At 64.8% G+C, this 23,731-nt stretch carries 21 protein-coding genes; 5 read left to right on the top strand and 16 right to left on the bottom strand.

Translation table 11 applies throughout. The features are described 5' to 3' along the window. Positions 1 to 142: 142 nt before the first annotated feature. The 11 genes from ACQY4Y_RS12800 to ACQY4Y_RS12750 form a co-directional block, all read right to left on the bottom strand. Positions 143 to 2,086, bottom strand: a complete 1,944-nt coding sequence (locus ACQY4Y_RS12800; RefSeq protein WP_428490999.1) for a sigma-54-dependent Fis family transcriptional regulator — start codon at positions 2,084 to 2,086, stop codon at positions 143 to 145. Positions 2,087 to 2,200: 114 nt separating this feature from the next. After that, a complete protein-coding gene (locus ACQY4Y_RS12795) occupies positions 2,201 to 3,832 on the bottom strand; it encodes a molecular chaperone GroEL (protein WP_428490998.1) in 1,632 nt (543 codons plus the stop codon). A 2-nt stretch (positions 3,833 to 3,834) separates the two neighbouring features. Continuing rightward, entirely contained in the window at positions 3,835 to 4,596 is a 762-nt protein-coding gene (locus tag ACQY4Y_RS12790; RefSeq protein ID WP_428490997.1) for a metal-sulfur cluster assembly factor, read from the bottom strand. Between the two features lie 4 nt (positions 4,597 to 4,600). Continuing rightward, positions 4,601 to 5,623 (bottom strand): amidohydrolase family protein, encoded by a 1,023-nt coding sequence (locus ACQY4Y_RS12785; RefSeq protein ID WP_428490996.1) that lies wholly within the window; start codon positions 5,621 to 5,623, stop codon positions 4,601 to 4,603. 47 nt (positions 5,624 to 5,670) lie between these two features. Beyond that, on the bottom strand, positions 5,671 to 6,036 hold the full coding sequence (locus ACQY4Y_RS12780) for an MmoB/DmpM family protein (RefSeq protein ID WP_428490995.1): 366 nt from the start codon (positions 6,034 to 6,036) through the stop codon (positions 5,671 to 5,673). A gap of 31 nt (positions 6,037 to 6,067) precedes the next feature. Further along, positions 6,068 to 7,168, bottom strand: a complete 1,101-nt coding sequence (locus ACQY4Y_RS12775) for an aromatic/alkene monooxygenase hydroxylase subunit beta (protein ID WP_428490994.1) — start codon at positions 7,166 to 7,168, stop codon at positions 6,068 to 6,070. A gap of 30 nt (positions 7,169 to 7,198) precedes the next feature. Continuing rightward, the gene (locus ACQY4Y_RS12770; RefSeq protein WP_428490993.1) at positions 7,199 to 8,239 is read right to left on the bottom strand and encodes an FAD-binding oxidoreductase; all 1,041 of its coding nucleotides are present in this window, start codon (positions 8,237 to 8,239) and stop codon (positions 7,199 to 7,201) included. Between the two features lie 72 nt (positions 8,240 to 8,311). Continuing rightward, positions 8,312 to 9,982 (bottom strand): aromatic/alkene/methane monooxygenase hydroxylase/oxygenase subunit alpha, encoded by a 1,671-nt coding sequence (locus ACQY4Y_RS12765; RefSeq protein WP_428490992.1) that lies wholly within the window; start codon positions 9,980 to 9,982, stop codon positions 8,312 to 8,314. A 261-nt stretch (positions 9,983 to 10,243) separates the two neighbouring features. Next, positions 10,244 to 10,423 carry a hypothetical protein gene (locus ACQY4Y_RS12760; RefSeq protein WP_428490991.1) on the bottom strand — a complete coding sequence of 60 codons (180 nt, stop codon included), beginning with the start codon at positions 10,421 to 10,423 and terminating at the stop codon, positions 10,244 to 10,246. Further along, a complete protein-coding gene (locus ACQY4Y_RS12755; protein ID WP_428490990.1) occupies positions 10,420 to 11,481 on the bottom strand; it encodes a WD40 repeat domain-containing protein in 1,062 nt (353 codons plus the stop codon). The genes ACQY4Y_RS12760 and ACQY4Y_RS12755 overlap by 4 nt, the downstream gene beginning before the upstream one ends. Before the next feature lie 9 nt (positions 11,482 to 11,490). After that, positions 11,491 to 12,537 carry an NAD(P)-dependent alcohol dehydrogenase gene (locus ACQY4Y_RS12750; protein ID WP_428490989.1) on the bottom strand — a complete coding sequence of 349 codons (1,047 nt, stop codon included), beginning with the start codon at positions 12,535 to 12,537 and terminating at the stop codon, positions 11,491 to 11,493. A gap of 313 nt (positions 12,538 to 12,850) precedes the next feature. Between ACQY4Y_RS12750 and ACQY4Y_RS12745 the strand changes: the two genes are divergently transcribed. After that, positions 12,851 to 14,680 (top strand): sigma-54-dependent Fis family transcriptional regulator, encoded by a 1,830-nt coding sequence (locus ACQY4Y_RS12745; protein WP_428490988.1) that lies wholly within the window; start codon positions 12,851 to 12,853, stop codon positions 14,678 to 14,680. A gap of 104 nt (positions 14,681 to 14,784) precedes the next feature. Next, the gene (locus ACQY4Y_RS12740) at positions 14,785 to 15,444 is read left to right on the top strand and encodes a phosphoribosylanthranilate isomerase (RefSeq protein ID WP_428490987.1); all 660 of its coding nucleotides are present in this window, start codon (positions 14,785 to 14,787) and stop codon (positions 15,442 to 15,444) included. A 19-nt stretch (positions 15,445 to 15,463) separates the two neighbouring features. Here the strand turns inward: ACQY4Y_RS12740 and ACQY4Y_RS12735 are convergent, their stop codons facing one another. Both ACQY4Y_RS12735 and ACQY4Y_RS12730 read right to left on the bottom strand, forming a co-directional pair. Beyond that, on the bottom strand, positions 15,464 to 15,871 hold the full coding sequence (locus tag ACQY4Y_RS12735; protein WP_428490986.1) for an aconitase X swivel domain-containing protein: 408 nt from the start codon (positions 15,869 to 15,871) through the stop codon (positions 15,464 to 15,466). Then, positions 15,868 to 17,097 (bottom strand): aconitase X, encoded by a 1,230-nt coding sequence (locus ACQY4Y_RS12730; protein WP_428490985.1) that lies wholly within the window; start codon positions 17,095 to 17,097, stop codon positions 15,868 to 15,870. The genes ACQY4Y_RS12735 and ACQY4Y_RS12730 overlap by 4 nt, the downstream gene beginning before the upstream one ends. Positions 17,098 to 17,328: 231 nt before the next feature. Here ACQY4Y_RS12730 and ACQY4Y_RS12725 point away from each other — a divergent pair, with 231 nt between their 5' ends. From ACQY4Y_RS12725 to ACQY4Y_RS12715, 3 genes are all read left to right on the top strand, one after another. Continuing rightward, the gene (locus tag ACQY4Y_RS12725) at positions 17,329 to 18,195 is read left to right on the top strand and encodes an ADP-polyphosphate phosphotransferase (RefSeq protein WP_428490984.1); all 867 of its coding nucleotides are present in this window, start codon (positions 17,329 to 17,331) and stop codon (positions 18,193 to 18,195) included. Positions 18,196 to 18,560: 365 nt separating this feature from the next. Then, positions 18,561 to 20,162: a chaperonin GroEL gene (gene groL, locus ACQY4Y_RS12720; protein ID WP_428490983.1), complete on the top strand. Its 1,602-nt coding sequence runs from the start codon at positions 18,561 to 18,563 to the stop codon at positions 20,160 to 20,162. 57 nt (positions 20,163 to 20,219) lie between these two features. Next, entirely contained in the window at positions 20,220 to 20,405 is a 186-nt protein-coding gene (locus ACQY4Y_RS12715; RefSeq protein WP_428490982.1) for a hypothetical protein, read from the top strand. Between the two features lie 13 nt (positions 20,406 to 20,418). Here the strand turns inward: ACQY4Y_RS12715 and ACQY4Y_RS12710 are convergent, their stop codons facing one another. The 3 genes from ACQY4Y_RS12710 to ACQY4Y_RS12700 all read right to left on the bottom strand — a co-directional run bounded on the left by ACQY4Y_RS12710 (position 20,419) and on the right by ACQY4Y_RS12700 (position 23,716). Next, the gene (locus ACQY4Y_RS12710; RefSeq protein ID WP_428490981.1) at positions 20,419 to 20,976 is read right to left on the bottom strand and encodes a hypothetical protein; all 558 of its coding nucleotides are present in this window, start codon (positions 20,974 to 20,976) and stop codon (positions 20,419 to 20,421) included. A 284-nt stretch (positions 20,977 to 21,260) separates the two neighbouring features. Further along, the gene (locus ACQY4Y_RS12705) at positions 21,261 to 22,604 is read right to left on the bottom strand and encodes an ABC1 kinase family protein (protein WP_428490980.1); all 1,344 of its coding nucleotides are present in this window, start codon (positions 22,602 to 22,604) and stop codon (positions 21,261 to 21,263) included. A gap of 161 nt (positions 22,605 to 22,765) precedes the next feature. Then, positions 22,766 to 23,716: an NAD(P)-dependent oxidoreductase gene (locus ACQY4Y_RS12700; RefSeq protein WP_428490979.1), complete on the bottom strand. Its 951-nt coding sequence runs from the start codon at positions 23,714 to 23,716 to the stop codon at positions 22,766 to 22,768. Positions 23,717 to 23,731: the final 15 nt, after the last annotated feature.

Below are 23,731 nucleotides of genomic sequence, written 5' to 3'. Positions count from 1 at the left end.
TGAATTGTCGTCAGCTCGGTGTTTCGTCCGAATTTTGTAGCTCGTGAAGTGTCCCGTCATCTGGATCTCCCGGGACAGGAGCTTGCCGTGGCGATGTCGAGGCTGCGATTGCACAGCGCCCGGCGTCGTTGGTCCGGTCCACTTACAGTCGCATGCCCCAACGCGCCGCCTTGCGATAAAGTGTGCTGCGTGAAATGCCGAGCAATCGAGCGGTCTCCGCCACATTATGCCCGGTCGAGTCCAGCGCCTGCATCACAGCCGTGCGCTCCGCACCATCGATCGTCGGCAGCGGGAATTCTGCGCCGCCGCTGTCGACGATAAGCGGGCGCAGTTCGGCTGCGGTGATTTCGTCCGTGTGGGTCGTCAGCAGCAGGCTTTCGACCACGTTCCTGAGCTCCCTGGCATTGCCCGGCCAGGTATGCCTCAGCAACAAACCTTGCGCCTCGACGTCAAAGCGCCTCGGTTGCAGCCCGTGCTTGAAACCGAGCGTCTCGGCGAAGTGCTCGGCCAGCAGCAGGATATCCTCACCCCGTTCGCGCAGCGGCGGGATGGGCAATCGCGTGACCCCGATTCGATAGAACAGATCGCGCCGAAACCGCCCGGCGTTCACGTCATCCAGCAGCGCGCGATTGGTCATCGAAATCAGACGCACGCTCACGCTGCGCGGCTCTGTGTCGCCGACGCGGTAGATCGTGCCCTCCTCCAGGGCGCGCAGCAGGAACGGCTGGACGTCCAACGGCAGTTCGCCGATCTCATCGAGGCATAGCACACCGCCATCGGCCAGCTCAAAACGTCCGGCGCGGCCCTCGGTGGTGGCGCCTGTGAACGCGCCGCGCACATGGCCGAACAGTTCCGCGGCGACCAGGTCCTTGGTGACCGCGCCGCAATTGAACACCACAAATGGCTTCGCGGGGTCGGCCTCGCCATGGATCGCACGGGCGAGCAACTCCTTGCCGGTCCCGGTTTCCCCCTCGATCAGCACCGGCACGTGCTTGGAGGCCAGCAGCCGCGCGCGTTCGATCAGCTCACGCATCGAAGCGTTCCGTCCCAGGATGGCGCTGAAATTCATCCGTTGCGGATCAGCCTCCGAACCGCTTCTGGCCCGCGGTCGCGGTGCGGGAACCACAAGCAGCGCGCCGATCGTTTCGCCTTTCACCTTGATCGGGTCGAACCACTCGGGGCGCCATTCCGGCGGCAGATGATCGGCCCAGTTTGCCACCGCGGTGCGCTCATCCAATCCGGGGATCCGCTGACCCAGGTGCACCGGCATGGCCACCCGCCCGGTGGTGTGCAGCAGCGTGCCGCGGCGGTCGATCGCCACCAGGCCGCCGACGTCGCGCCCTGACATGCGCTGCAGGCACGCTTCGAACAGCGCCGCCCGCTCGCGCATCGCGCGTTCGGCCAGCACGGCCTCGATCTCGCGCGCCGTCGCGACCGCCAGATTGAGGTTGGTGCGCTGATAGGTCGTGGGCGGGCCGGAGATATCGATCACGCCCAAGATCTCCTGGCTGACAGGATGGAAGATCGGCGCCGCGGCACAGGTCCATGACTTGATTCCCTCGCAGAAGTGCTCTGCCGCATGAACCTGCGCCGGCCGGGCAGTCGCCAGTGCGGTGCCAATGCCGTTGGTGCCGATCCGGTCTTCATGCCACTGGCCGCCGGCCATCAGGTGGATCAGTTCGCCCTGCTCCATGGTCAAATGATCACCGGTGACTTCCAACACCACGCCGACAGGATCGGTCAGGATCAAGATGGTGCGCGATCCCGACAGCGTTTCGGCGGCTCGGTCGAATACATCGCGGGTCGCCGACAGCAGGGTTGTGTTGTGGTTGCGCAACAAATTTATGGCATTGCCAGTCGCGGCGATGGGCGCCGCCCGGCCGGTGGGATTGACCCCCGCGGAACGGCTGCGCAGCCAAGAGGAGACGACGTAGTTGCCCGATGGCATTTCGCCGCCGTTGGTCAGGAATCGCTCCCACGCAGCGATGGTGTCGCCGTATTCGGTCGGGCGCCGCACATAGGCAGCCCTAGGCTGGCGGTGGGCGTCGCGGAATTTACCTCCCGGCGTCGTCAGTTTTCCCGACATCGGCGCACCTTACGGTCGTCTCGTTCAGTCCGACCCGTGCTGCATGCGACACCGTCGCGGCAGCTTCGCAGTGGTTCATCATCCACGACTTCGACGCAGCGTAAAGCGCGGCGCTCAGGCCCGCCCCAGCTTTTCGGCCCCGCCCCCAAGCGCGGCGCCGGAGGTCGGATCCAGATACTCCGGCCGGTCAGCGATCAGCGTATGCGTCGTCAGGATCAACGCGGCAATCGACACCGCGTTGCGCAGCGCGGTATGGCTGACGCGAACCGGATCGATCACGCCGGCCGCGATCATGTCAGTGATCTTGCCGGTGTTCGCATCAAAGCCTGACCCGGCGTCGGCGCGCAGCACTCGTTCGATAACAGCGTCGGGCTTCATGCCGCTGTTCACGACGATCGCCGCGAGCGGGCACGCGAGGACGCGCTGCAGCATCTGCACACCCTCCCGCCTGCCGCCGCCAAGGTCTCGCGCCAGATCATCCAATCCCGGTGCCACCTGCAAGAATGCCGCGCCACCGCCGGGCACGATGCCCTCCTGCATCGCCGCGCGCGTCGCATTAACCGCGTCCTCGGCCATCTGGGCGCGACGTTTCTGTTCGACCGGAGTCGCTCCGCCGACCATGATCATCGCCGTCCCACCGGACAACTTCGCCAGCCGTTCGGCGAGCTTGTCGCGCTCCACGTTTGGCGGCGCCACCGCCAGCTGCGCGGCGACCTGCTGCCGCCGAGCGGCGATCGCGCCGAGGTCGCCGGCGGGGCCTGAGATCATGGTCTGGCCCGACGACACGCGGACCTGGCGCGCGCCGCCCAGGTCACGCGGCTGGATCGCCGCGATCGAACCGCCGAGGTCGCGGGCGATCACCCGCCCGCCGGTCAGGATCGCCAGGTCCTCCAGCATCGCCTTGCGCCAGTGGCCATACTCCGGCGGATTGATCGCGACCACCGGCGGCAGGCCGCGATCGCGTCGCTGCAACAGCATGACCACGCAGGCGGGTGCGATTTCTTCAGCGACGACCAGCAACGCCCGGTCCCGTGCCAGTGCCTCGATTGCCACCACCTCGGCCTCGGTGTGCAGCTTCTGGTCGGTCAGCAGCACCAAGGGATCGTCGAGCACCGCCTCCATGCGCGCGACGTCGGTGATCATGTGGTGCGAAATGTAGCCACGGTCGAACGCCATTCCGTCGAGCACGTCCAGCGTCGTCTCGATCGTCGGGCTGAACTCCACGCCGACGATTCCGCTTGGCCCCACCCGCTGCAGCGCATCCGCCACCAACCCGCCGAGTGCCGCATCGTTGGCCGAGATCGCCGCGGCGGCACGGGTCTCCTCCGGCCCGGATAGCGGGCGCGCAAGCTGGCGCAATGCCGTTGCGGCCGCCTCGGCGGCCATGTGCATCCCGTCAACCAGCTCGATGGGATTGGCGCCGGCGGCGAGCGAGGCAAGACCCTGCTGCACCAACGCATCCGCCAGCACGATCGACGTCGTGGTGCCATCGCCGGCCAGCTCGTTGGTCTGCTTGGACACCTCGCGTGCCACCTGCGCGCCCATGTTCTCGAAGCGGTCGTCCAGCGCAACCTCATCGGCGATCGAGACACCGTCGCGCGAGATGATCGGCGTGCCGATCGGGCGGTCGATCACCACGTTCATGCCGCGCGGCCCCAGCGTTCCGCGCACCGCTCGGGCGAGCTTCGCCACACCCCGCGCCAGCGCCTCTCGCGCCGCGTCGTCGTGCAGCATCATTTTCGCCATGACTATCCTCGCCCGGGCTGTTGGTAGTCCCGGATGAAATGCAGCAGCTCCGGTTGAGACGTATCACGCGGTGCGTCTTTATATCGCGCCGCCAGCAAGCCGCGACAAAGCGCGCCGTTGAACTCGACGTTAATGGTCACCCGTCGCAGGTCGCGCAGGTATTCGGCCAGGCGGAGCGGGTCTATCCTGTGCCCGTCGGCATCGACGAAAGCCGCATCGGCATCGGACGCTGGTCCGGCGAGGTCGCGCTTCTCCAGGTACCGCTCCGCCAACTGACCACCCAGCGAGCGCAGCATCGAAATCGTCATCTCGGTCAACGATTGCGGTGTCTGGCCGGCGTCCAGCAGATCGCGCAGCACCGCCTCCTGCCGGCGCTGGAATGCCTTGATCCCGAAGCTGCGCCGTACCCGCGAAAGGTCGGCCGAAGCCTCGGTTGGAAATGCCTGCTGGAACGATAGGCCATCCGCCATGCCCCGATTGATCTCATCGGCATACATGTGGTCATCGATGGTCAAGCTGACGTTTCGTACCCAAGGCAACGACAGCGCCGCGCGACGCAGATCCTCGGTCATCATGAATGCGAAGTTGGCCGCGCACCAATAGGTCGGCAGGCGGAAAGAGATCGCAACGTTGCCCGCCGGATCAGTCTGCACCTGGCTGACAAAACCCAGTTCGGTGACGGATTCATCCAGCTCCGGGTCGGTCACCATCGACAGCCGCGCCCAGACTTGCTGGGCGCGGTCGTTCGCGTTCGCAACGGACATGCTGCTACTCGGCCGCGACGGAGGCGTGCCCCCCGGTAAAGGCCTTCTTCTTCGCCGCGACGTCGATGTCGTAGAGCCGCGCGGCATTCAGGCCGAGGATCTTCTTCTTCGCCTCCAGCGTCAGATTGACACCCTTGTCGCGCTGGATTTGTTCCGGCAGTTCATAAGCCATGAAGCGCTCGACCAGCCATTTCGGCGTCCAGATGCCATAGTCACTGGCAAAAAGCAGCTTGTCTTCACCAAGCCAGAACAGCAGTTCCGAAATCACATTCGCGAAGTAGTCCGGCCGCGGATGGATGAACGGCAGCGCCACCGCCAAGCCGCCATAGACGTTGGTCTCCTGAACCGCGATCCAGCAGAAATCGTCCAGCCGGGGCAGACCGCAATGCTCGACGATGAAGTTCAGGTTCTGGAAGTCGGTCGCGACATGATCGATGTCGGCCACATCGAACGCGTCGCGATCGAGCGGGATAATCGTCGGGCCTTTGTGGACGTGTATGTTCTTGATCCCAAGCTTCTCGCAACGCTCGAGGTACTTGTAGGACATCTTGTCCGTAAGCTTGTAGCCTCGGCTTTCCCCGCGCCATTCGGCGGTGTAGAGCTTCACGCCCCTGAGCTGGTGTTTCTCCGCCAGTTCGTCGAGTTCGTCCAGTCCACGCTCGCCATCGCGCGGATCAAAGGCACCGTTCAAAATAAACCGTTCCGGCCACTTCTTCTTCATCGCCGAATTGCGCTCGGTTGTATTGAAACCGTTCTTGTAGAAATCGGTCAAGTAGGTCGATTGCAGGATCGCCATGTCGTCGGGCCCGTCGACGAACAGGTCGTTGTACATGTCCTCGGCGCTATACTTCTCGAATTTCTCCTTTGGCCAAAGCTCTTCCTTTGGGCTTAGCGCATTGTGATAGCCGTAGAAGCAGTCGATGAATTGCTTGCCGTGCACGTTCTTCTGGTTGGCCGGGCTGCCGTCCCAGAAATGCGTGTGCCCGTCAATGACGAAGATCTCTTCGCCGGTCTTGGTTTTGTACATGTCACTCCCCGATTATTTGCGATGCTTGCCGTGGCGACCAGTAGAGGTCAATCGTATTCGATATACGGTTTGGCCGCCTCCATGCTGCCGAACACGATGACGGTGTTGTCATCCACCATCACCATCCGGCCATAATGGGTCGACGTCGAAATTTCGAAAAGATGCGGCGTCATCTCGCGCCCTAGGGCCTCACTGATCTCGTCCATCTTGAATTCCACCTGGCCACGCCCGTCGATGCGGATCAGCGATGGCTGATGCGTCACGTTGATGCCGGGCTTCTCTCGCATCACTTCGGCGATCGCGCGCGCCTCCACGCTGTCGTTCATGGTGATTCCGCACTCGTCCGAAATGGTCCGATCGAACTTGATCTGGTCCATGGTGCGGAACACCGACTTGGATGTGGCCTCTGACATGGGGTCCTCCTTTTGCTTTGATTTGCCTGCCTCAGGCATCGGCCAGCGAACGGACGTCCAACCCGACCTCGGCGCCGATCGCACGCAAGCGATTTTGCGCGGATTCCATCGCCTCGGTAAATTGCGCCACCTTCACCCGCGGCTGCGACCACAACGGCTGCAACCCAGCCGCCGCCCGCCTGGCTATGGGGCCATGCCTGTTCAGCCAGCCCAACATGACCTCGCGGTTCGCCTGCCCGTGCGCGGCGTCCTGCGTCAGCATCGAGAACAGCTCAACGGTGTTCGCCAGATTACGCTCATAATCGCCTTCGGCCGCGGAGACCACGGCGGGCGTGATGAAGTCGTTCTGTGCCGCCGCAAGCTGCATGATGAAGCCGCTGCGGAACAGTTCGCCGACCAGCGGCTCGAACACCACGTTGGTGGCGAAATACTGCTCAAGATAGTCGGTCGCGCCCATGATCGACTCGACCGCCTCACGCGTGCCCTGCCAGTTCTCGTCCTCCAGCCAGTGCTGCTTGCCGGCTTCGGTGTCGAGGTTCGGCAGGTCGATCTGCAACTCGCCCAGATACAGCGTCAGGTCCTGCGAGAAGCGCAGCTTGTAGGACGAGTTGGTCAGGATCGCGTTGTTGATCATCTGCGTGTAGCCGTATCGCTGCGCCTGCATCGTTGCGGTACCGAGGCCAAATTCGGCGTGCTTCCAAGCACCCAGGTGATTTTGCATACACTTCACCCAGGCCGGATCGAAGCGCTGCGGCGCTCCCGACTTGCGGCCGTTGTTGATGACGTTAGTCAGCATCCCGACGATGGTGGACTGGCGCTGATAATGGGTCTTTTCCCACTCCTGATCGACCGCGCGGAACTTATGCCAGTCACTGCATTTCAACGCCGTCCAGCTCTCGGCGTAAGTCGGGGTTCCGTCGGCGAAGCTGATGATCCAGTCCTGCAGCAAATAACGCTTGGGGTCCGGCTGCACGTCCAGCGTCATGTCCTCGTAGTGCGTCGCTTTGCGCCCCTTGGGATCGAAATAGTTGAATTTGCGGCTGTCGGACCCTGAGAATTTCGCGGCGCCGGCGGCACCGGACTTGGCAGAACCCGAGATCGTGCCGCCTTGCTGGTCTGTGGTCACGCTCATTGTTACCTCCCTCGTTATGCCTTGGTCCCGCTAAGACTCGCGCGCAGCGGGCGTAAATTTGTCGAAGTGGATGTGCTCCGGTTCGCAGCCTGCCATGCGCAGCGCTGGCAGTGCCGCATCGATCATCGGCGGCGGCCCGCAGGCATAGGCGTCGATGTCGCCGTCCAGCGCTTCCTCGCGCAGCAACCGAGCCATCACGTCGTGAATGAGGCCGCGCTCGCCTTGCCACGCCGTGTCGGCGTCGGCATCCGACAACGCCGGGATGAAGCGGAAATCCTCGATCGGTTTGGCGATCCGGGCAATCTCGTCCTGCCAGAACAGGTCGCGTTGCTGGCGTGCGCCATAAAACAGGCGAACCGGACGCTGCTCGCCGCTCGCCGCCTGGTCGGCCAGTATCGACAGCAGTGGCGACATGCCGGACCCGCCGCCCAGCAGCACCATCGGACCCGAGCGTCCCTCGCGCCGGAAGCAAGTGCCGTATGGTCCTTTCGCCTTCAGAATGTCGCCTTCGTGGATATCGCCGTCCAGCCGAGCCGAGAACGCGCCGTCTTCGTAGCGCTTGATGATGAAGTCAGCCCTGTTATCCGCCTTCGGCGCATTGGCCATCGAGAATGACCGCGTGATTCCGTGCTCGGGCAACGTTATATCGACGTATTGCCCGGCCCAGAATCGCAGCGGCGCGTCGAGCTCGATCGACAGCAGCCGGATGTCGTGCGTCAGCGCCTGCAGGCCGACGACGCGGGCACCGAACGGCTTCACCGCAATCGAGCGGCTCAGCATGTCCTCGTCGTAGTTCAGCAGTTCGATCACCAGATCGCTGTAGGCGTGGGTGCGGCAAAGCAGGATGTGATTGTTGTCACGCTCATACTCGGGAAGAGCGAAAGTTGAATGCTTCAGCAGCTCGATATCGCCTTCCACCAGCAGCGACTTGCAAGCGCTGCACTGGCCTTCCTTGCAACCGTGCATCAGTGCGATGCCCTGGCGAAAACCGGCCTCCAGGACCGTCTCGCCTTCTTGGACATCCATCTCGACGCCAACCGGTTCGAACCGGACGTTGTAGCTTGCCGCCATGCTCCGCCACCGCAAGTAAGTATCAGATGAAAGTAACCTCCGGGGGTGGGGCGCCCCCGGAGGCCGTCAGGGTCAGTTGACCGCGTTGATCGTGAAGCCTCGCCGATACTCCGCCGCGGCCTTTTCACGCTCGTCTGGCGCCAATGCGCGGAAGGTCTCGAGCGGGCTCATCAGCGTGTGCCCGCGCACGTCATCCAGCGTCCACATCTCCTTGTCGTCAAAGCGCAGATGTGGCTGCGGGATCAGCGTCTTGCCGTCCGCCCGCACGAAGCCGAGGTCCTTGATGCAGTCCGCCAGGTCGATGTTGTGATAGCAGGTCTCCCATTCGCGCCGGCCGGAGAAGCGACCCATCGCCGGCGTCTTGCGGCCCTGGAACTCACCGGCAAACGCATGTTTGTGGGTCCAGCGGCACTCCTCGCTGCAGTAGGTGTAGACCTTGCCGTCAACCTCGTCGTAGCAGAACTCCTCGCGCACCAGTGCCGGCACCATGCAGCTCCAGCAGCGGTGCGGGTAGACGTAGCCGGTTTCGGCGGCGAAGGTGATCGGCGTGCTGCCCTTGTGCGACAGCTTGTCGTACCACTTCCAGTAATTACCGAATTCGGCATACCAGCCTGGGTACTTGTGCTCGAACCATTCGAAGTCGCGGTCGGTCTGCGCGTCGATACGCCAGAAGTTCACCGGCCAGCCCACCGAGAAGAATTGCGCCACCTTGTGGACGTAGTTCTTCTTCACCAGGCGATCCCAGGCGTGGGCCACGTCGTCGTGATGGATCTTGATGCCGTATTTCTCCAGCGGCAGCATATAGGTCCGATAGTAATCCTCGTAGATCCACCGGTGCCACAGCTCGGTGTAGCTCTCCTTCTTCTTGTCGCGATTGGTCGTGCCGTACTCGATGAAGGTGCCGATCGCCGCATCGACGATCGCGTGGTTCTGCCAGAATGCATACTTCAGATCGCGCTCCAGCAACAGGTGGTTGTCGGGTTCCTGCAGCATCGCCATCAGCATCGAATGGCCGTTGCCAATGTGCCGGCTTTCGTCGGACTGCACGCTGAGGAACACGGTCGGCAGCGCATAGTCACCGTTGCGCGCGGCCTCAGACGGCATTGCCACGAACAGCGTGTTGGTGAACGCGGTCTCGGCAACAACAGTCAGATAGACGTTGGCCGAGGTGATCGCGTCACCGGTCACGAAGCCTTCCGCGAACTGGCGGCCGATCGTGGTCGCGTAGCACTTGCCGAACGCAGCTTCGGTGATGTCGAACCCGGCGGGGTCGATGTAGTTCTCCATGTACCACTTCTTCAGGTTCATCTGAATGGTGGAGTGCCGGAACTCATCGACCATCTGCATGGTGAAGCCGGTGCGCAGCTCCTCACCCGGCGCCAGACGCCCGACCATCGCCATCGAGCGCGCGGCCGAAATCTCCGGGAACGGAATGATCGCCAGGAACAGCTTCATCCACTCGATCCAGCGGGGCTCGACGTTGCGGAACATGTCGCCACGCAGCGCCGCGTCGAGCGCGCCGTATACACGATTGTCCTTCTCTTCCTGCATCGGGAAGTAAGACCGCAGGACCTGCTTCATCGGGTCACGCGGTGTCTTCTTGATCTTGTAGTCGGTCGGGAAGGTCATCGCTTCCTGAACGTAGGTCGGTGTCCAGCCGAGATCGGCGACCCGCTTGGCGGCCTCGCCGATGGTGATCCCGCGTTGCGCGGTGATCTTGTTGAGCGTCAAGCCTTCGGGCATGTGTTTAGTTCCTCCTGATTGGGATCAATTCGAGCGTTGTTGCTGCCATCACTGTTTTCCAGGTCACGCAAGTGTAGCGGGCCGCGCCCAGCACTGTGTTGACGAAGCTTTCGGCAGCAAGGCCTGTGCCAACTTGTCCCCCCGCGATCAACCATTTGAAAGTGAATGTCTTCGGCGCCGCCGAAGATACTTGCCGCAACGCACCATGTCGCACGGCAACGAACCGCCTTGCGACAGGTGTCGCATTTTGCAACGCGACACTCACGCCCCTTGTCCATCGGACAGCCGCGCCAGCGGTTTGCCTTCGGCGATGAAGCGGGCGGCGATAATCAGCGCCCCCATCGTAAAGTCCTTGCCGTGCAGCGCGATCATCTCCTCGGCAAGCGTGCCGAGGCGTTCGAACATGCGGTCCTTAGAAGCAGCTTCGGCTTCAGCTGTCATGCCGCACTCTCCCGCACGCCCGAGCGCGCTCCTTCGCGGAACAGCAGGTCCGGCAGACGGACCAGAGCGCACGCCGCGCCGCCCATCGCCAGCCACTCTCCGCTGGCATCGAATGCCAGGCTGTGTACCGGCGAGGCGTCGACCGGGCAGAGCAGCAATGTCTGGCCGGCCCGCGGCAATCCCAATGTCACTGCGCCGCTGGCGTGTGCAATCGCCAGCAGCGGGCGTCGCGGATGAAAGGCGACCGCGAGAGCGGGGGTATTGCTGACAGCGCCTAGCGGCGTGGCGGGGCCATCGAGCTCGACTCCGGGTCCGAGATTCCAGCACTGCACGCCGCTCTCGCCGGCATGAACCAGCAGCCGCGCGTCACTGGAAAAAGCGATGTCCAGCGGTTCGCCAGCAGCCCCGTTCAGCACCACCGGCGCACCGGCGCCGACGCGCCAAATTTTCATTCCGATAGCAATCTGGCCGCCGGTTGGGCTGAACACCAGGCGTCGCACCGAACCCCCGACCGCAAGGCGCGTGGTCCCGCGATCGCGCAGCGACACGCCGCCGGCATGGGCGATCGCCAACATACCGCCATGGCGCGCCAGCGCCCGCGGATCGATGATAGCCTCCAGGGCTTGCCCGCTCGCCATGTGGACCGCGCCGCCGGCGATGCACGCCCAACCCGCCTTGCTCCACGCGACAGATGTGACCGGGCGGCCATCGAACTTCGCCAGCTTCCTCGGTTGCCCGTCCTGGTTGACGCGGCGGAGCACGCCGTCCGCGCTGCCGACCAGGAAGTCATCGCCGGCCGATGTCAGCGACAGGCATGGCGCGGGAGCCAGGGCCGCGCGCGCCAACGGCGGCGGCGGCCCAACGGCGGGCAGCAGCTCCACCCCGCCGCCGCCATCGCGCAAACGAGCCGCGGGCGAGCCTTCCCAGCCACCGCGTGCGATCGCCACGCTGCCGTCGCTCAGCGCGAACGCCGCCTGCCGGCCGCTCCAGGCCAGCGCGTTCACCGTGGCGTCCAGCGTCCACGTCGCGCCCAGAACATCGGTAAGGGGGGTGTGCATCGCGGTGCCTCAGGACGGGATCAGCACCGCGCGGCCCTTGATCTGCCCGTGATGCAGATCGGCCAACGCCTGGTTGGCATCGGCGAGCTTGTATTCGCGCGTCGCCAGATTGACCCGGCCGCGGTCCGCCAGCGCCATCAATTCCACCAGCTCGGCGTAAGTGCCGACCAGGTTGCCCACGATCGACTTCTCGCTGGTAATCATGTCCATCGTGGGCAGCTCGATCTTCCCGCCGTAGCCGACGATATAGTAGGTGCCCGCCTCGCGCGTCATCGCCAGGCCATGCGCGACCGACTCGCCCTCGCCGACGAAGTCGATCACCGCCTCGGCGCCCTTGCCGGCGGTCACATTCAGCACGGCCTGCACCTCGTTGCCATCCGCCTTCACCACGTGATGGGCGCCACACTCCTTCGCCAGTTGCAACGACTGATCGGCGCGATCGATCACGATGATTTCGGCCGCACAAAGCGCGGCGACGACCTGAATGCCGATATGTCCGAGCCCACCCGCGCCGATAATGGCGCAATATTCGCCGGGAACCAGATGCCGCGATGCCTTCTTCGCCGCGCGATAGGCGGTCAGCCCGGCGTCGGTGTAAGGCGCGACCTCTTTGGGCGCGAGAGACTTGGGCAGCTTGATCAGCGACCGCTCGCCAGTCGCGAGGTATTGCGCGTAGCCGCCATTGGCATTGATGCCGGGAAACCGGCTGCCCTCGGCATGCATGTCGTCGCCCCGACGGCACGCCAGGCAATGCCCGCTGGTGACCAGCGGATGGCAGATCACCGGGTCGCCCTTGCGCACGCTCTCGACGCCAGAGCCGACTTCCTCGACCCAGCCGGCGTTCTCATGGCCCATGATGTAGGGCAGCTTCACATCGACCTTGCTGCGCCAGATCCCTTCGATGATGTGCAGATCCGTCCGGCAGACGCCGGCCCCGCCGATCCGCACGATCACATCGCTGGGGTGCTCGATTTTCGGATCGGCAACGTCTTCGTAGCTGACGAACTGCTTGCCCGACAGACTTGTGTTGTACTCGTGCAGGACCGCGGCCTTCATTCGCTCCTCCTTGCGGTATGCCGTTTCTGCTGACGGCACGTTGTCTGATGTTGCGCAGCGTTTGGTGTTGCGCAGCGTTTGGTCTTGCGCAGCGCGCAGCAAACCCCGTGCCACCCCTGATCGCCGCACAAATCCCCCCCTCGTGGCGGCGCAACGGCAAGTGTTGTTCCGTTTCGGAACAGCGCGTGCGCAGCACTGTGTTCCGTTCCGGAACATGCCGCGGCACATCTTTTACGCGGCGTGACAAACCGGTGTCTCTGTGCGACGTTTTCAGTTCAGCGACGCCAAAATGCGCGTTCTGGGAGGAGAGCGGATGCTCACGTCCGCGGACGAAAAGGCGATTGGTGCGCACGACGTGCAGCAGGGCGGCGGCATCACCGATGCGGTATCGCTGCGACCGCTGATTTCGGATAGCTGGCAGCGTTGTCTTGCCGCCGGTCTTGATCCGCGCACCTCCCCGCCGCTGCTTGAAGTGGGCGGCCACGCCCTGGCTCAGGCTCGGGATGCGACCGGGGCCGTCCGTCGGCTCGTCTTGGCGGAATTGGAACTGCTGTATCAGCAGATCGCCGGCACCAACCATATGGTGGCGTTCGCCAGTCCGAGCGGCCTGCTACTTGATACTATTGCTGACGCCACGTTCCAGGACGCGGCGCATGCGGCGCGCATCGCCGCCGGCACGGTCTGGCAAGAGACCGCCTGCGGCACCAACGCGCTTGGCACCACGGCGCTGCTGGGCAAGCCAGTCACGGTGCACGGCGCCGAACATTTCTTCATCAGACACCGCAAGCTGACGTGCACCGCCGCCCCGATCCTCGACCCGGATGGCAATCTGGCGGGCGTTCTGGATGCATCGTCGGACTACCGCTCGCGTCAGCAGCACACCCGTGCCCTGGTCGCCATGGCGGCGGCGCAGATCGAGAACAGCCTGTTGCGTGAACGACATGGTAACCAGATGCTGATCGCCTTCCACGGCCGCGCCGAATATCTTCACACCCTCAGCGCCGGATTGCTGGCGGTTGACCCCGACGGCTGCATCCTCGCCGCGAACGGCCAGGCGCGCTACCTGCTGCATGGTCTTCCGGCAACCCGCGGTCGGCATTTCAACGATGTCTTCCGCACCCGCCTGAATGACGTGTTCGACGCCGCGCGCGACGGCGCGCGCACCCGGATCGAGGATCGGGTCGGCAGTATCCATGCCGCGCGGGTGGAGAACGCACCCTCGCGCGGCGTCGCGCAGGTCGGGATGCCGAGGCGAATCGCCGCGGCCGCGTTCGTGACCGACGATCCCGCCATCACCGTTGCCGTCACTCAGATCGAGCGTGCCGCCGTGCGCAGGGTGCCAGTGTTGATCCGTGGCGCCACGGGCACCGGCAAGGAGCAGTTTGCCCGCCACGCCCACGCCGCCAGCGGGCGCCACGGCCGCTTTGTCCCGGTCAACTGCGCCGCACTTCCCGAGACCTTGGCCGAGGCGGAATTGTTCGGCTACGTCGAGGGCGCGTTTACCGGCGCTCGGCGTGGCGGTGCGCCTGGCCTGATCGTGGAGGCGGAGCGGGGCACGCTGTTCCTCGATGAGATCGGCGATATGAAGCCGAGCCTGCAGGCGCTGCTGCTGCGATTCCTTGACGATTGGACGGTTCGCGCAGTCGGCGGCGGCCAGTCGCGCACAGTCGATGTGCTGCTGGTCTCCGCGACCAACATCGATATCGCCGAGGCCGTTGCCGAGAAGCGTTTCCGCCCTGATTTATTCTACCGGCTGGGCGGCATCGAAGTGGCGCTGCCGCCGCTCAGCCACCGCAGTGATTTCGGTGCTATCGCGACGGCCACGTTGGCCGATATCGATCCTCGGCTGGTGCTGAAGCCGGAGGCGATCGACGCGCTGATCGCGGCGCCCTGGCCGGGCAACATCCGCCAATTGCGCAGCGTGCTGACGCGCATGACGTTGTCGGCGAGCGGCGCGGTGATTACGGGTGAGGACGTCGCCGCCGCACTGGATGGCGCGGCGATCGAGACCGCCGCCGCGCGGCGGCGGGTGCGCGAAACACTGGTGTCCACATCAGGCAACATCAGTGAAGCCGCTCGGCGCCTTGGGGTGTCACGCAACACAATCTATCGCGCGCTGGGCGGCCGGGATTCGCCGCGGTAGTTACCCGCCCACCGGCTAGCCCAACTCGCCTGGGGTGTCGGTGACACGCTTGACGGCTACCCCGACGCGCGCTTGGGTAATCACACAAGCCATCGGGCGCCGCCATGCTGACCCAGATCTACGAGGTCTCCACACCCGAACAGGCGACTGCGCTGTCAGCCATCGGCATCAGCCATATCGGCTTGCTGGTGGGTGATGGCGAATTCCCGCGTGAGTTGGCGGTCACCGAGGCAGTGCGGATCGCCGGCCACATCATTCCTCCATCGAAATTCGTGGCGCTGTTTCTGACCGCCGATCTCGGCCGGGTCGAAACCGCGCTGCGCCACCTCGCCCCCGCCATCATCCACCTTGGCGCGGCAGCCGAACTGCTTGGCCCGGCAGACGCCGCGAAACTGAAGAACCGATCGCCGAACCGGGTCATCATGCGCAGCGTTCCGGTGTTCGGCGAACCCAGCTTGAACATCGCGCGTAGCTACGACGGTATCGCGGATTTCTTGCTGCTTGACAGTTACCATCTCCAGGACCGGCAGATCGGCGCTCTCGGTGTCACGCATGACTGGAACATTAGCCGCCGGATCGTCCGATCGGTGCGCACGCCGGTGATCCTTGCCGGCGGCCTGGGACCCGACAACGTCGCTGACGCAATCAGCGCGGTTCGCCCGGCCGGTGTCGATTCCAAGACCAAAACCGACACGCCGGGCTCGCACGACAAGGATATCGACCAGGTGCGGCGCTTCCACGCCGCGGCCATGGCAGCACGATAATGCCGCGGTCGCGATCGCGTTAGCCCAGCACCCGCAGCAGCGCCGGAGCGGCGGTGTCCAGTTCCACCAGTGCGCCGTCGGCCACCACGCGGGTGATATCGACGTCGAAGCCGGACATCATCGTGGCGTCGGCCAGCGCGGCGCCCTGCACCATGATCGGATTGACGGTGTTGAACACCAGCGCCGCCGGCAGCATGCCGCGTGCCGCCATTTCGTGCAGCATCCAGGCCGTCGCCACGCCGCCCTTGGCCCGGTCCAGGATCAGCACCAGCCCGACATAGGATCGTCCGAACAACGCGTGCTGGGGCCGGGAGAACACGCCGGCGATGCGATCCAGGTCGTAGCGCGCGGAAAATCCGTCGCTCGCCACCAGTGCTTGGCCGCGAACCTTCCGGCCCATCGCCGCCCTCGCTGGGTAGGCGGTCATCGGATGCGCCCCGAACAGGCGGCGTCGATGCATTGGTCCATCGACAACAGCACCGGCGCGTAGCCATAGCCGCCCAGGATGTTGGTCAGCTTGGCCGAGTTCGTCGCCAGGCGCTTCCACCCGTTCGCCTCGGCCAGTTCGCGGGCGTAACTTTGATAAAAGCACATGCCAGACAGCAGCATCGCGCCGGAGGCCTCGATCCGCGCGGTCAGGCCCATGCGGTCGGCGTCGGGCTTCACCTGCGGACTGGTGATCGCCAGCAGCGGCACCGTGGCGCGGCGTCCGTCCAGGCGTTCGGCGAGCAGCCGCAACTCCAGCAGCGATAATTGCGGCGCCGAGAACACCACGACATCGACCGCATCACCGCCGCCGGCGTATTCGCCTAGCAGGGCGGCGACGTCGGACCGTCCCACTGTGATCGGGGCCGGCGGCGCGGCGTCGAACGCATCCACTGCCTCGGGCGTGACACCCTCGATATGAAACATCGCAACGCTGCCGAAACTTGCCATTGCGGCGCCGAAGTGTTTCAGCTCGTCCGAACCGGGCACCCTATCCTGGCCGCGGACCACCGGCACCCGCCAATAATCGCCGGCAAGCCGGCCGACCACGCCGCCGAGGGCGCCCCATTCGTGCAACGCGCCCGGCGTCCAGGCCGTCTCGATCAGCAACGACCCGCGGCGGCATCGGTCCAGATGGTAACCATAGCGCGGGGTGAAGCCGGTCAGCCCGGCGGCGAGCGCAGAGGGGCCGCCCTCGAAATTGGACCGCGCGCCCAGCACCGAGTTGCAGTAGATCGCCACCCCGGTGTCGCCGTACGCCATGTGCTCGCCGCGCACCGGCGGCATGATGGTCTGGTAGTTGATGCAGGTGTCGGTCATCAGGATTCCGAGCGCGGCGAACGCATCGCAGGTACGGCGCTCCAGCGCCACCATCCAGTCTCGCTGACGCAGCCGGGCTGCGGCGCCGAAATCGGTGCCGCGCGGATCCGTTATCGTGGGAATGCGCACCTGCCGCTCGGTTTTCGGCATCGCCGCGAGGCGTTCCAGCAGCGCGACGCCGGCTTCGCCCAGCGACTCGCTGTCGGCCATGATATGGGCCTGTCGCACGGCGACCAGGTCACCGGCGCCGAGGTAGCCGCCGACGCGGATCTGGTGCTCGACCGCCCAACGCCTGGCCGCGCCCATCTCGCCGCGGCGCATCGCTTCCGCCTCGTCGCCAAGCCGCATCCGGGGTTCCTCCGCTGCCCTGCCGATCAGGCTCGCGACCAGGCCGGGCGTCAATATCGGTTCGACCGCGACCACCCTTCCGGGCCGGTCCGATGCGTCGGCTTGACGCTCCGGGCACCAGGCCGCAGAAGGCGTCCTCGCGTTGCAGTAGCCACGGGATGGGTCGGCCAAGCCGCGTGACGTCATCCGCCGATCATCGCATTGGCGGAACGTTATCGTAAGAGGAAAGCAATGAAAATCGAACCCAAGGATTTCCATGTCCCCGAGGCTGCTCGGGTCGACCTGGATAAATGGCCGACCGAGGTGAAGAAGGTCTACAAATCAAAGCATGACTATCACAAGATCCTGGACGACCATGTCGAAGCGCTGAGCGAGCAGCAACAGTTGCTGTACAGTTCCCGCGGTCACGCCGTGCTGCTGATTTTCCAGGCCATGGATGCGGCGGGCAAGGATGGCGTGATCAGGCACGTGATGTCCGGGGTCAACCCGCAAGGCTGCCAGGTTTACAGTTTCAAGCAACCCAGCGAAACCGAGTTGGCCCATGATTTCCTGTGGCGAACCACGCGACAGTTGCCGGAACGCGGCCGCATCGGCATCTTCAACCGCTCGTACTACGAGGAAGTCCTTGTGGTGCGCGTGCATCCGGAGATCCTGCGCAACGAGGGCCTGGTCGAACCGATCGACGAAGCCGCCGTCTGGAACAGCCGCTATCGTTCCATCCTGGACCTGGAACGCCATCTGCACGACAACGCGACCCGTACCATCAAGTTCTTCCTGCATCTGTCGAAGCACGAACAGCAGAAGCGTTTCCTGGCCCGCATCGACAAGCCGGAGAAGAACTGGAAGTTCAGTCAGGCCGACGTCAAGGAACGCTCGTTCTGGCAGCAGTATATGACCGCCTACCAGGAGTGCCTGGGCGCCACCAGCACCGACCACGCGCCCTGGTATATCGTCCCCGCCGACGACAAGGACAATGCTCGGCTGATCGTATCGAAGATCATTCTGGATACGTTGCAAAATCTGAAAATGCGCTTCCCGGTGACCGGCGATGATCGCCGGGAAGAACTGATGGCGATTCGCAAGCAACTGGTGAAGTAGACGCGCTCGGGCCGTTTTCCCGGCACACGCCAGACACCCCAACACGGCAGGAATCGTGCACCGCGCTGATGCGGACGGTTGCCCCGCCGACCGCGCGGGTCGCGGATGCGCAACGCCGGCCGGCAACGACGCAGACCCCGGCCGGCCTTCGCCAAGCGCGGCGGCGGATGGATTTGCCCCCTGGCACTCGCCCGGGAAGAGTGCTAAAGGCGGCGCGCCGATGAACCATCTCTGTCGCGGCGGGCACGATTGGCCCGCCTGATCGCCTGCTCGCCACGGCGTGCGGCGAGCGGCCGATAACCTCGTCACCGGCCGGTGCCGGTCAGTAGCCGGCGACGCAGTCGATTTTCGGGAAGGATACGCACATGCCTGCCAAGGACGTTCGATTCGGAGGCGATGCCCGCCAGCGCATGACGCACGGGGTTGATACCCTGGCCGAGGCGGTGAAGGTCACCCTGGGTCCCAAGGGACGCAACGTGCTGCTGGACAAGAGCTACGGGTCGCCGCGCAGCACCAAGGACGGCGTCGCCGTCGCCAAGGAGATCGAGCTGTCCGACAAGTTCGAGAACATGGGCGCCCAGCTGGTGCGCGAGGTCGCCAGCAAGACCAACGACATCGCCGGCGACGGCACCACCACGGCGATCGTGCTGGCCCAGGCGATCATCCGCGAGGGCGCCAAGGCGGTGTCGGCCGGGATGAACCCGATGGACCTGAAGCGCGGCGTCGACAAGGCGGTGAACGCGCTGGTCGAGGAACTGAAGAAGCGGTCGCGGAAGATCACCACCCAGGCGGAGACTGCCCAGGTCGGCACCATCTCGGCCAACGGCGAGGCCGAGATCGGCAAGATGATCGCCCAGGCGATGCAGAAGGTCGGCAACGAGGGCGTCATCACCGTCGAGGAAGCGAAGACCGCGCTGACCGAACTCGATGTCGTTGAGGGCATGAAGTTCGACCGCGGCTACATGTCGCCCTATTTCATCACCAACGCCGAGAAGATGACGGCAGAGCTGGAAAATCCGTATATCCTGCTGAACGAAAAGAAGCTCTCCAGTCTGCAGTCGATCCTCCCGGTGCTGGAGGCGGTGGCGCAATCGGGGCGTCCGCTGCTGATTATCGCCGAGGACGTCGAGGGTGAGGCGCTCGCCACCCTGGTTGTCAACAAGCTTCGCGGCGGGCTGAAGGTGGCCGCGGTCAAGGCCCCGGGCTTCGGCGATCGGCGCAAGGCGATGCTGGAAGACCTGGCGATCCTGACCAAGGGCGAGCTGATCAGCGAGGACCTCGGGATCAAGCTTGAAAACGTCACGCTGGCGATGATGGGCACCGCCAAGCGGGTGCTGATCGACAAGGAGAACACCACGGTCGTCGAAGGCGCCGGCAAGAAGGCCGACATCCAGGGCCGCTGCGCGCAGATCCGCGCCCAGATCGAGGAAACCACGTCGGACTACGACAAGGAGAAGCTGCAGGAACGGCTGGCCAAGCTGGCCGGTGGCGTTGCCATCATCCGCGTCGGCGGCGGGTCCGAGAGCGAGGTGAAAGAGCGCAAGGACCGTGTGGATGACGCGCTGCACGCGACCCGCGCGGCGGTCGAGGAAGGCATCGTGCCAGGCGGCGGCGTGGCGCTGGCTCGGGCGTCACTAGTGCTGGCGAAGCTGAAGGGCGACAACGAGGATCAGCGGGTCGGGATCGAGATCGTCCGCCGCGCCGCGCTGGCCCCGATGCGCCAGATCGCCTCCAACGGCGGCGAGGACGGCGCGGTGATCTCGGGCAAGACGCTGGACAAGGACGATTACAACTGGGGCTTCGACGCGCAGACCGGGGACTTCAAGGATCTGGTCAAGGCCGGTATCCTGGATCCGACCAAGGTGGTGCGTTGCGCGCTGCAGAACGCCGCCTCGATCGGCGGGCTGATGATCACCACCGAGGCGATGGTGGGCGATCATGTGGAACCGCCAGCCAAGGACGCCTGATCGCTGAAATGTCTGGCGCTCGCCGCATCGGTTGCGGCGGGCGCCGCGGAGGACGCGATGACTGAGCAAGACAAGCCCGATCCGACGCCGGAGGCGTTGACGGCGGAGCTGATCCGGAGGGAGGCGCTTCGCCGCGCGGCGGCGGAATTGTCGACGACCGCGCCAGCCGGAGTTGAGGGCGTGCTGGCTCGGATTTCGGCCGAAGTGACCGCGGCGGCGAGAGAGAAGAAGCCCAGACGATAAGGCCGCGCAACGATCAGCCGCGGATGCCACCTAGCGGAAAGGATTGTTCCTGGGCCCGCGCGGTCGCCAGGTTCGCTTCTTGCACGTAGGGCAGGTTTGACAGGATCTGCATGGTTTGTTGCGGCGGGTAGGTGAAGATTGGCGAGGTGAGCACCTGCCCCGCCGCCGGACCGTTGCCAGTCTGCAGATCGAGGCTCAATGCCAGTAGGGTGTTGACCACGAGCTGCGACGGAGTGCCGGTGCGGATGCCGAGAATGGCGCGAAGCTGGTCGCGCGCTTGGCCCATGCGGAACTTGATCGATTGGTCCATGCTGAACCAGCGGGGGTTCTCCCTCAGTTCGCCCGACAGATATTCCAGCGCGACCACCGCCTTGGCGGCATCGATTGGATTGCCCCTGGTGTTGGCGGCTGAGCTGAACGCCCAGGCCGATTGGTTGATCGCACCAATGTCGTTGTCTTCATAAACGCCATAGACACCGGCCGGCAGGTAGGGAGTACGGCGGGACGCCGGCAGTGTGCCGCAGGCGGAAAGACAAAGCGCCAGGACCGACAGGCTGACCAGGGTGCGCATGAAGGCGGTTCCAAACAATGCCAGCCTCGATATTGGGAGGTTCGGGTGGCGTGGCTAGAGTGCGATCGCTCTTGGTTGCATCACCAAAAGCGTGAATCACCCTCTCGAACAATGAGTTGCCGAGCATTGTCGGTTCAGTCTGAACCGACAATGCTCTAGTCACCGGCAGCCTGGGGCGCCGACAATGGAAAACGACCGGCCGGGCTACCGGGAGAGACTGGCGGGATCAAAGCCGGTACCATCGGGGCCGGGGTCAGTGCGGTCGAGGCCGCGGACGGTGCGGATCAGCGCGCTGACGGAACGCCGGCCTCGGTCAACGCCGCGGCCTGCCGCTGGGCCAAGGCGGCTTCGCTGAAATCGGCGATCAAATCGTGGAACAGGCGGCTCCAGTTCAGTTCCGCCTTCAGCCGCACGAAGACACCGCCAAGCCCGATAGCCGAACGATCCATCAGCACGAACTCGCGCGGCGGCATCACCCCGCCGGTGCGCTTCAGCCCGGCATGCACCCGCTCGGCGACTTCGCGGCCGAAGGTCGGATCGTTGGTCTCCTGAATGTTGCGCACACGGTCCTGGGTCAGCGGCTCATACAGGAACCGCGCCCACATGTTCAGCACGTTCATCTTTTCCCGCGACAGATCGGTGAAGCCCCAGGTCTCGTAGGCATGATGCGCCTTGTCGTCGTCGTGGTCGCGCACCGCCTCGAACAATTCGATGACTCCGGAGACGAAGCGCGCCCCGAACACCCGAATAGCACCGAAATCGAGCAGATTGACCGATCCGTCCTGGCGCACCTGGTAGTTTCCCAGATGTGGATCGCCATGGATCACGCCGTAGCGGTAGAACGGCACGTACCAGGCGTGGAACAGCGCCTCGGCGATCCGGTTACGCTGGTCCTGCGGCGGGTCCTCGGCGAGGACCTGCATCAGCGGCCTTCCGTCTAGCCAGGTCATGGTCAGCAGACGATTGGTGCTGAATTCCGGCATCGGCACCGGCACGTGCACGCCTGACTGGCCGTTGAGCATCAGCCCGTACAGCCGCATCTGAGAGGCTTCGCGCAGGTAGTCCAGTTCCTCGCGCAGCCGCTCGCGCAATTCCTTATAGATCTCATCCTGCTGAATCGCGTTGTCCATGCGATGATAGACCGCCATCGCCAGTTTCAACTGCCGCAGATCGGCCTCTACCGTGCTGGGCATGTCGGGATACTGCAGTTTGCACGCGACCTCGGTTCCGTCCGGCAGGCGCGCGCGATGCACCTGCCCCAGGCTGGCGGCGGCGGCGGCGTCTTGGCTGAACGAGGCGAACCGTGCCTGCCAGTCCGGTCCGAGTTCGCTGGCCATGCGGCGGCGGACGAAATTCCAGCCCATCGCCGGCGCGTTCGACTGCAACTGCGCCAGTTCGGCGGCGTATTCGGCGGGCAATGCGTCTGGCACGGTGGACAGGAACTGGGCGACCTTCATCAGCGGTCCCTTCAGGCCGCCGAGGATGGTCTTCAGATCCTCAGCATGCGAGGCTCGGTCGGTCTTGATGCCGAACACCCGCTCTCCGGCGACACGGGCGGCGATCCCGCCAACGGCGCCCGAGGTGCGGGCGAAGCGGCGGAACTCGCCGAACAGGCTGCTACCCGACATGGCCGAGCCAGGGCAGAGATGGCCGAGCCGGGGATCTCATCGGGCAGTTCTCATTCGGTTGCGCATCAACCTTAATATTTGCGACGCCGCGGCCGATTGCAACCACCGATCCGGCTGGGCAATGTCGAAGTCCGCGCCGCCCCGTCAAGCGACCGCCGCTGTCAACCGTGTTTCGTCTTGTTCTCCATCGCCTCGGTCAGCCGTTGCGGGTCGACCTTGACCTCGACCCCGGCGCGTTCGGTCTGCAACTGCATTATCGATCGCGAGTCGCGATTGCCCCAGCCGCGGTTCAGCCCCTCCGACAGATCGGCCAACGCCAGGTTGGCCAACCGCATCGGCACGTTGAGCTCACGGCCCAGGCCGGTGGCGAGGCTGACATCCTTGTGCGCCAGGCGCAGGGCGAAGGCGGCCGGCTCGTAGCTGTTGGGCAGGAACTGGTCGGTCAGCGATTCGAACGCGCCGCGCCGGCCGATGGCGCCTTGGCGGACCGCTTCCCAGATCGCCAGCGGCTCGATGCCGGCCTTGACGCCCATGCTGAACACCTCGGCGGCGGCGGCGGTGGCGATGTAGCCGTAACAGTTATGCACCAGCTTGGCGACCGAACCGGCGCCGATCGGGCCGATATGGGTGGCCGCGTCGCCGATGGTGTCCAGCACCGGCTTCCACTTGGCGAATACGCCGGCGTCGCCGCCGCACCAGATCGCCAGCTTGCCGCTCGCCGCCCCGCGCGGGCCGCCGCTGACCGGGGCGTCGAACAGATGGGCGCCCTTGTTTTGATAGTCGGAATGGGCCTTGCGCACCGTGGTCGGCGAATTGGTCGTCAGGTCGAAATAGGCCACGCCGTCGCGGATCGCCGACAGCAGGCCGACGTCGCCGTAGGTCACCGCATCGAACTCGACCGGTCCGGGCAGCGAGGTGAAGATGATGTCGCAGGTGGCGGCGATCGCCGCCGGCGTGTCGGCCCACACCGCGCCGTTCTTGAGGTGGGTGGCCGCGGCGTCACGGCGGACGTCGTGAACCAAGACGGTATGGCCGTCCTTCTGGATGCCCTTCTGCAGATTCGCGGCCATGCTGGCGCCCATGGTGCCAAGGCCGATAAAGCCCGCCTTCATCGTTCGCGTCCCCTC

The organism is Rhodopila sp., from assembly GCF_965277165.1.
Lineage (GTDB): Bacteria > Pseudomonadota > Alphaproteobacteria > Acetobacterales > Acetobacteraceae > Rhodopila.
The sequence above is the reverse complement of the archived record's forward strand: the minus strand, read 5'-3'. Positions and strand labels throughout refer to the sequence as shown.

Bases quoted from the DNA above. Each gene is read 5' to 3' on its own strand.
- ACQY4Y_RS12800 (WP_428490999.1), bottom strand. From the start codon at position 2,086: ATGTCGGGAAAACTGACGACGCCGGGAGGTAAATTCCGCGACGCCCAC.
- ACQY4Y_RS12795 (WP_428490998.1), bottom strand. From the start codon at position 3,832: ATGGCGAAAATGATGCTGCACGACGACGCGGCGCGAGAGGCGCTGGCG.
- ACQY4Y_RS12790 (WP_428490997.1), bottom strand. From the start codon at position 4,596: ATGTCCGTTGCGAACGCGAACGACCGCGCCCAGCAAGTCTGGGCGCGG.
- ACQY4Y_RS12785 (WP_428490996.1), bottom strand. From the start codon at position 5,623: ATGTACAAAACCAAGACCGGCGAAGAGATCTTCGTCATTGACGGGCAC.
- ACQY4Y_RS12780 (WP_428490995.1), bottom strand. From the start codon at position 6,036: ATGTCAGAGGCCACATCCAAGTCGGTGTTCCGCACCATGGACCAGATC.
- ACQY4Y_RS12775 (WP_428490994.1), bottom strand. From the start codon at position 7,168: ATGAGCGTGACCACAGACCAGCAAGGCGGCACGATCTCGGGTTCTGCC.
- ACQY4Y_RS12770 (WP_428490993.1), bottom strand. From the start codon at position 8,239: ATGGCGGCAAGCTACAACGTCCGGTTCGAACCGGTTGGCGTCGAGATG.
- ACQY4Y_RS12765 (WP_428490992.1), bottom strand. From the start codon at position 9,982: ATGCCCGAAGGCTTGACGCTCAACAAGATCACCGCGCAACGCGGGATC.
- ACQY4Y_RS12760 (WP_428490991.1), bottom strand. From the start codon at position 10,423: ATGACAGCTGAAGCCGAAGCTGCTTCTAAGGACCGCATGTTCGAACGC.
- ACQY4Y_RS12755 (WP_428490990.1), bottom strand. From the start codon at position 11,481: ATGCACACCCCCCTTACCGATGTTCTGGGCGCGACGTGGACGCTGGAC.
- ACQY4Y_RS12750 (WP_428490989.1), bottom strand. From the start codon at position 12,537: ATGAAGGCCGCGGTCCTGCACGAGTACAACACAAGTCTGTCGGGCAAG.
- ACQY4Y_RS12745 (WP_428490988.1), top strand. From the start codon at position 12,851: ATGCTCACGTCCGCGGACGAAAAGGCGATTGGTGCGCACGACGTGCAG.
- ACQY4Y_RS12740 (WP_428490987.1), top strand. From the start codon at position 14,785: ATGCTGACCCAGATCTACGAGGTCTCCACACCCGAACAGGCGACTGCG.
- ACQY4Y_RS12735 (WP_428490986.1), bottom strand. From the start codon at position 15,871: ATGACCGCCTACCCAGCGAGGGCGGCGATGGGCCGGAAGGTTCGCGGC.
- ACQY4Y_RS12730 (WP_428490985.1), bottom strand. From the start codon at position 17,097: ATGCGGCTTGGCGACGAGGCGGAAGCGATGCGCCGCGGCGAGATGGGC.
- ACQY4Y_RS12725 (WP_428490984.1), top strand. From the start codon at position 17,329: ATGAAAATCGAACCCAAGGATTTCCATGTCCCCGAGGCTGCTCGGGTC.
- groL (WP_428490983.1), top strand. From the start codon at position 18,561: ATGCCTGCCAAGGACGTTCGATTCGGAGGCGATGCCCGCCAGCGCATG.
- ACQY4Y_RS12715 (WP_428490982.1), top strand. From the start codon at position 20,220: ATGACTGAGCAAGACAAGCCCGATCCGACGCCGGAGGCGTTGACGGCG.
- ACQY4Y_RS12710 (WP_428490981.1), bottom strand. From the start codon at position 20,976: ATGCGCACCCTGGTCAGCCTGTCGGTCCTGGCGCTTTGTCTTTCCGCC.
- ACQY4Y_RS12705 (WP_428490980.1), bottom strand. From the start codon at position 22,604: ATGTCGGGTAGCAGCCTGTTCGGCGAGTTCCGCCGCTTCGCCCGCACC.
- ACQY4Y_RS12700 (WP_428490979.1), bottom strand. From the start codon at position 23,716: ATGAAGGCGGGCTTTATCGGCCTTGGCACCATGGGCGCCAGCATGGCC.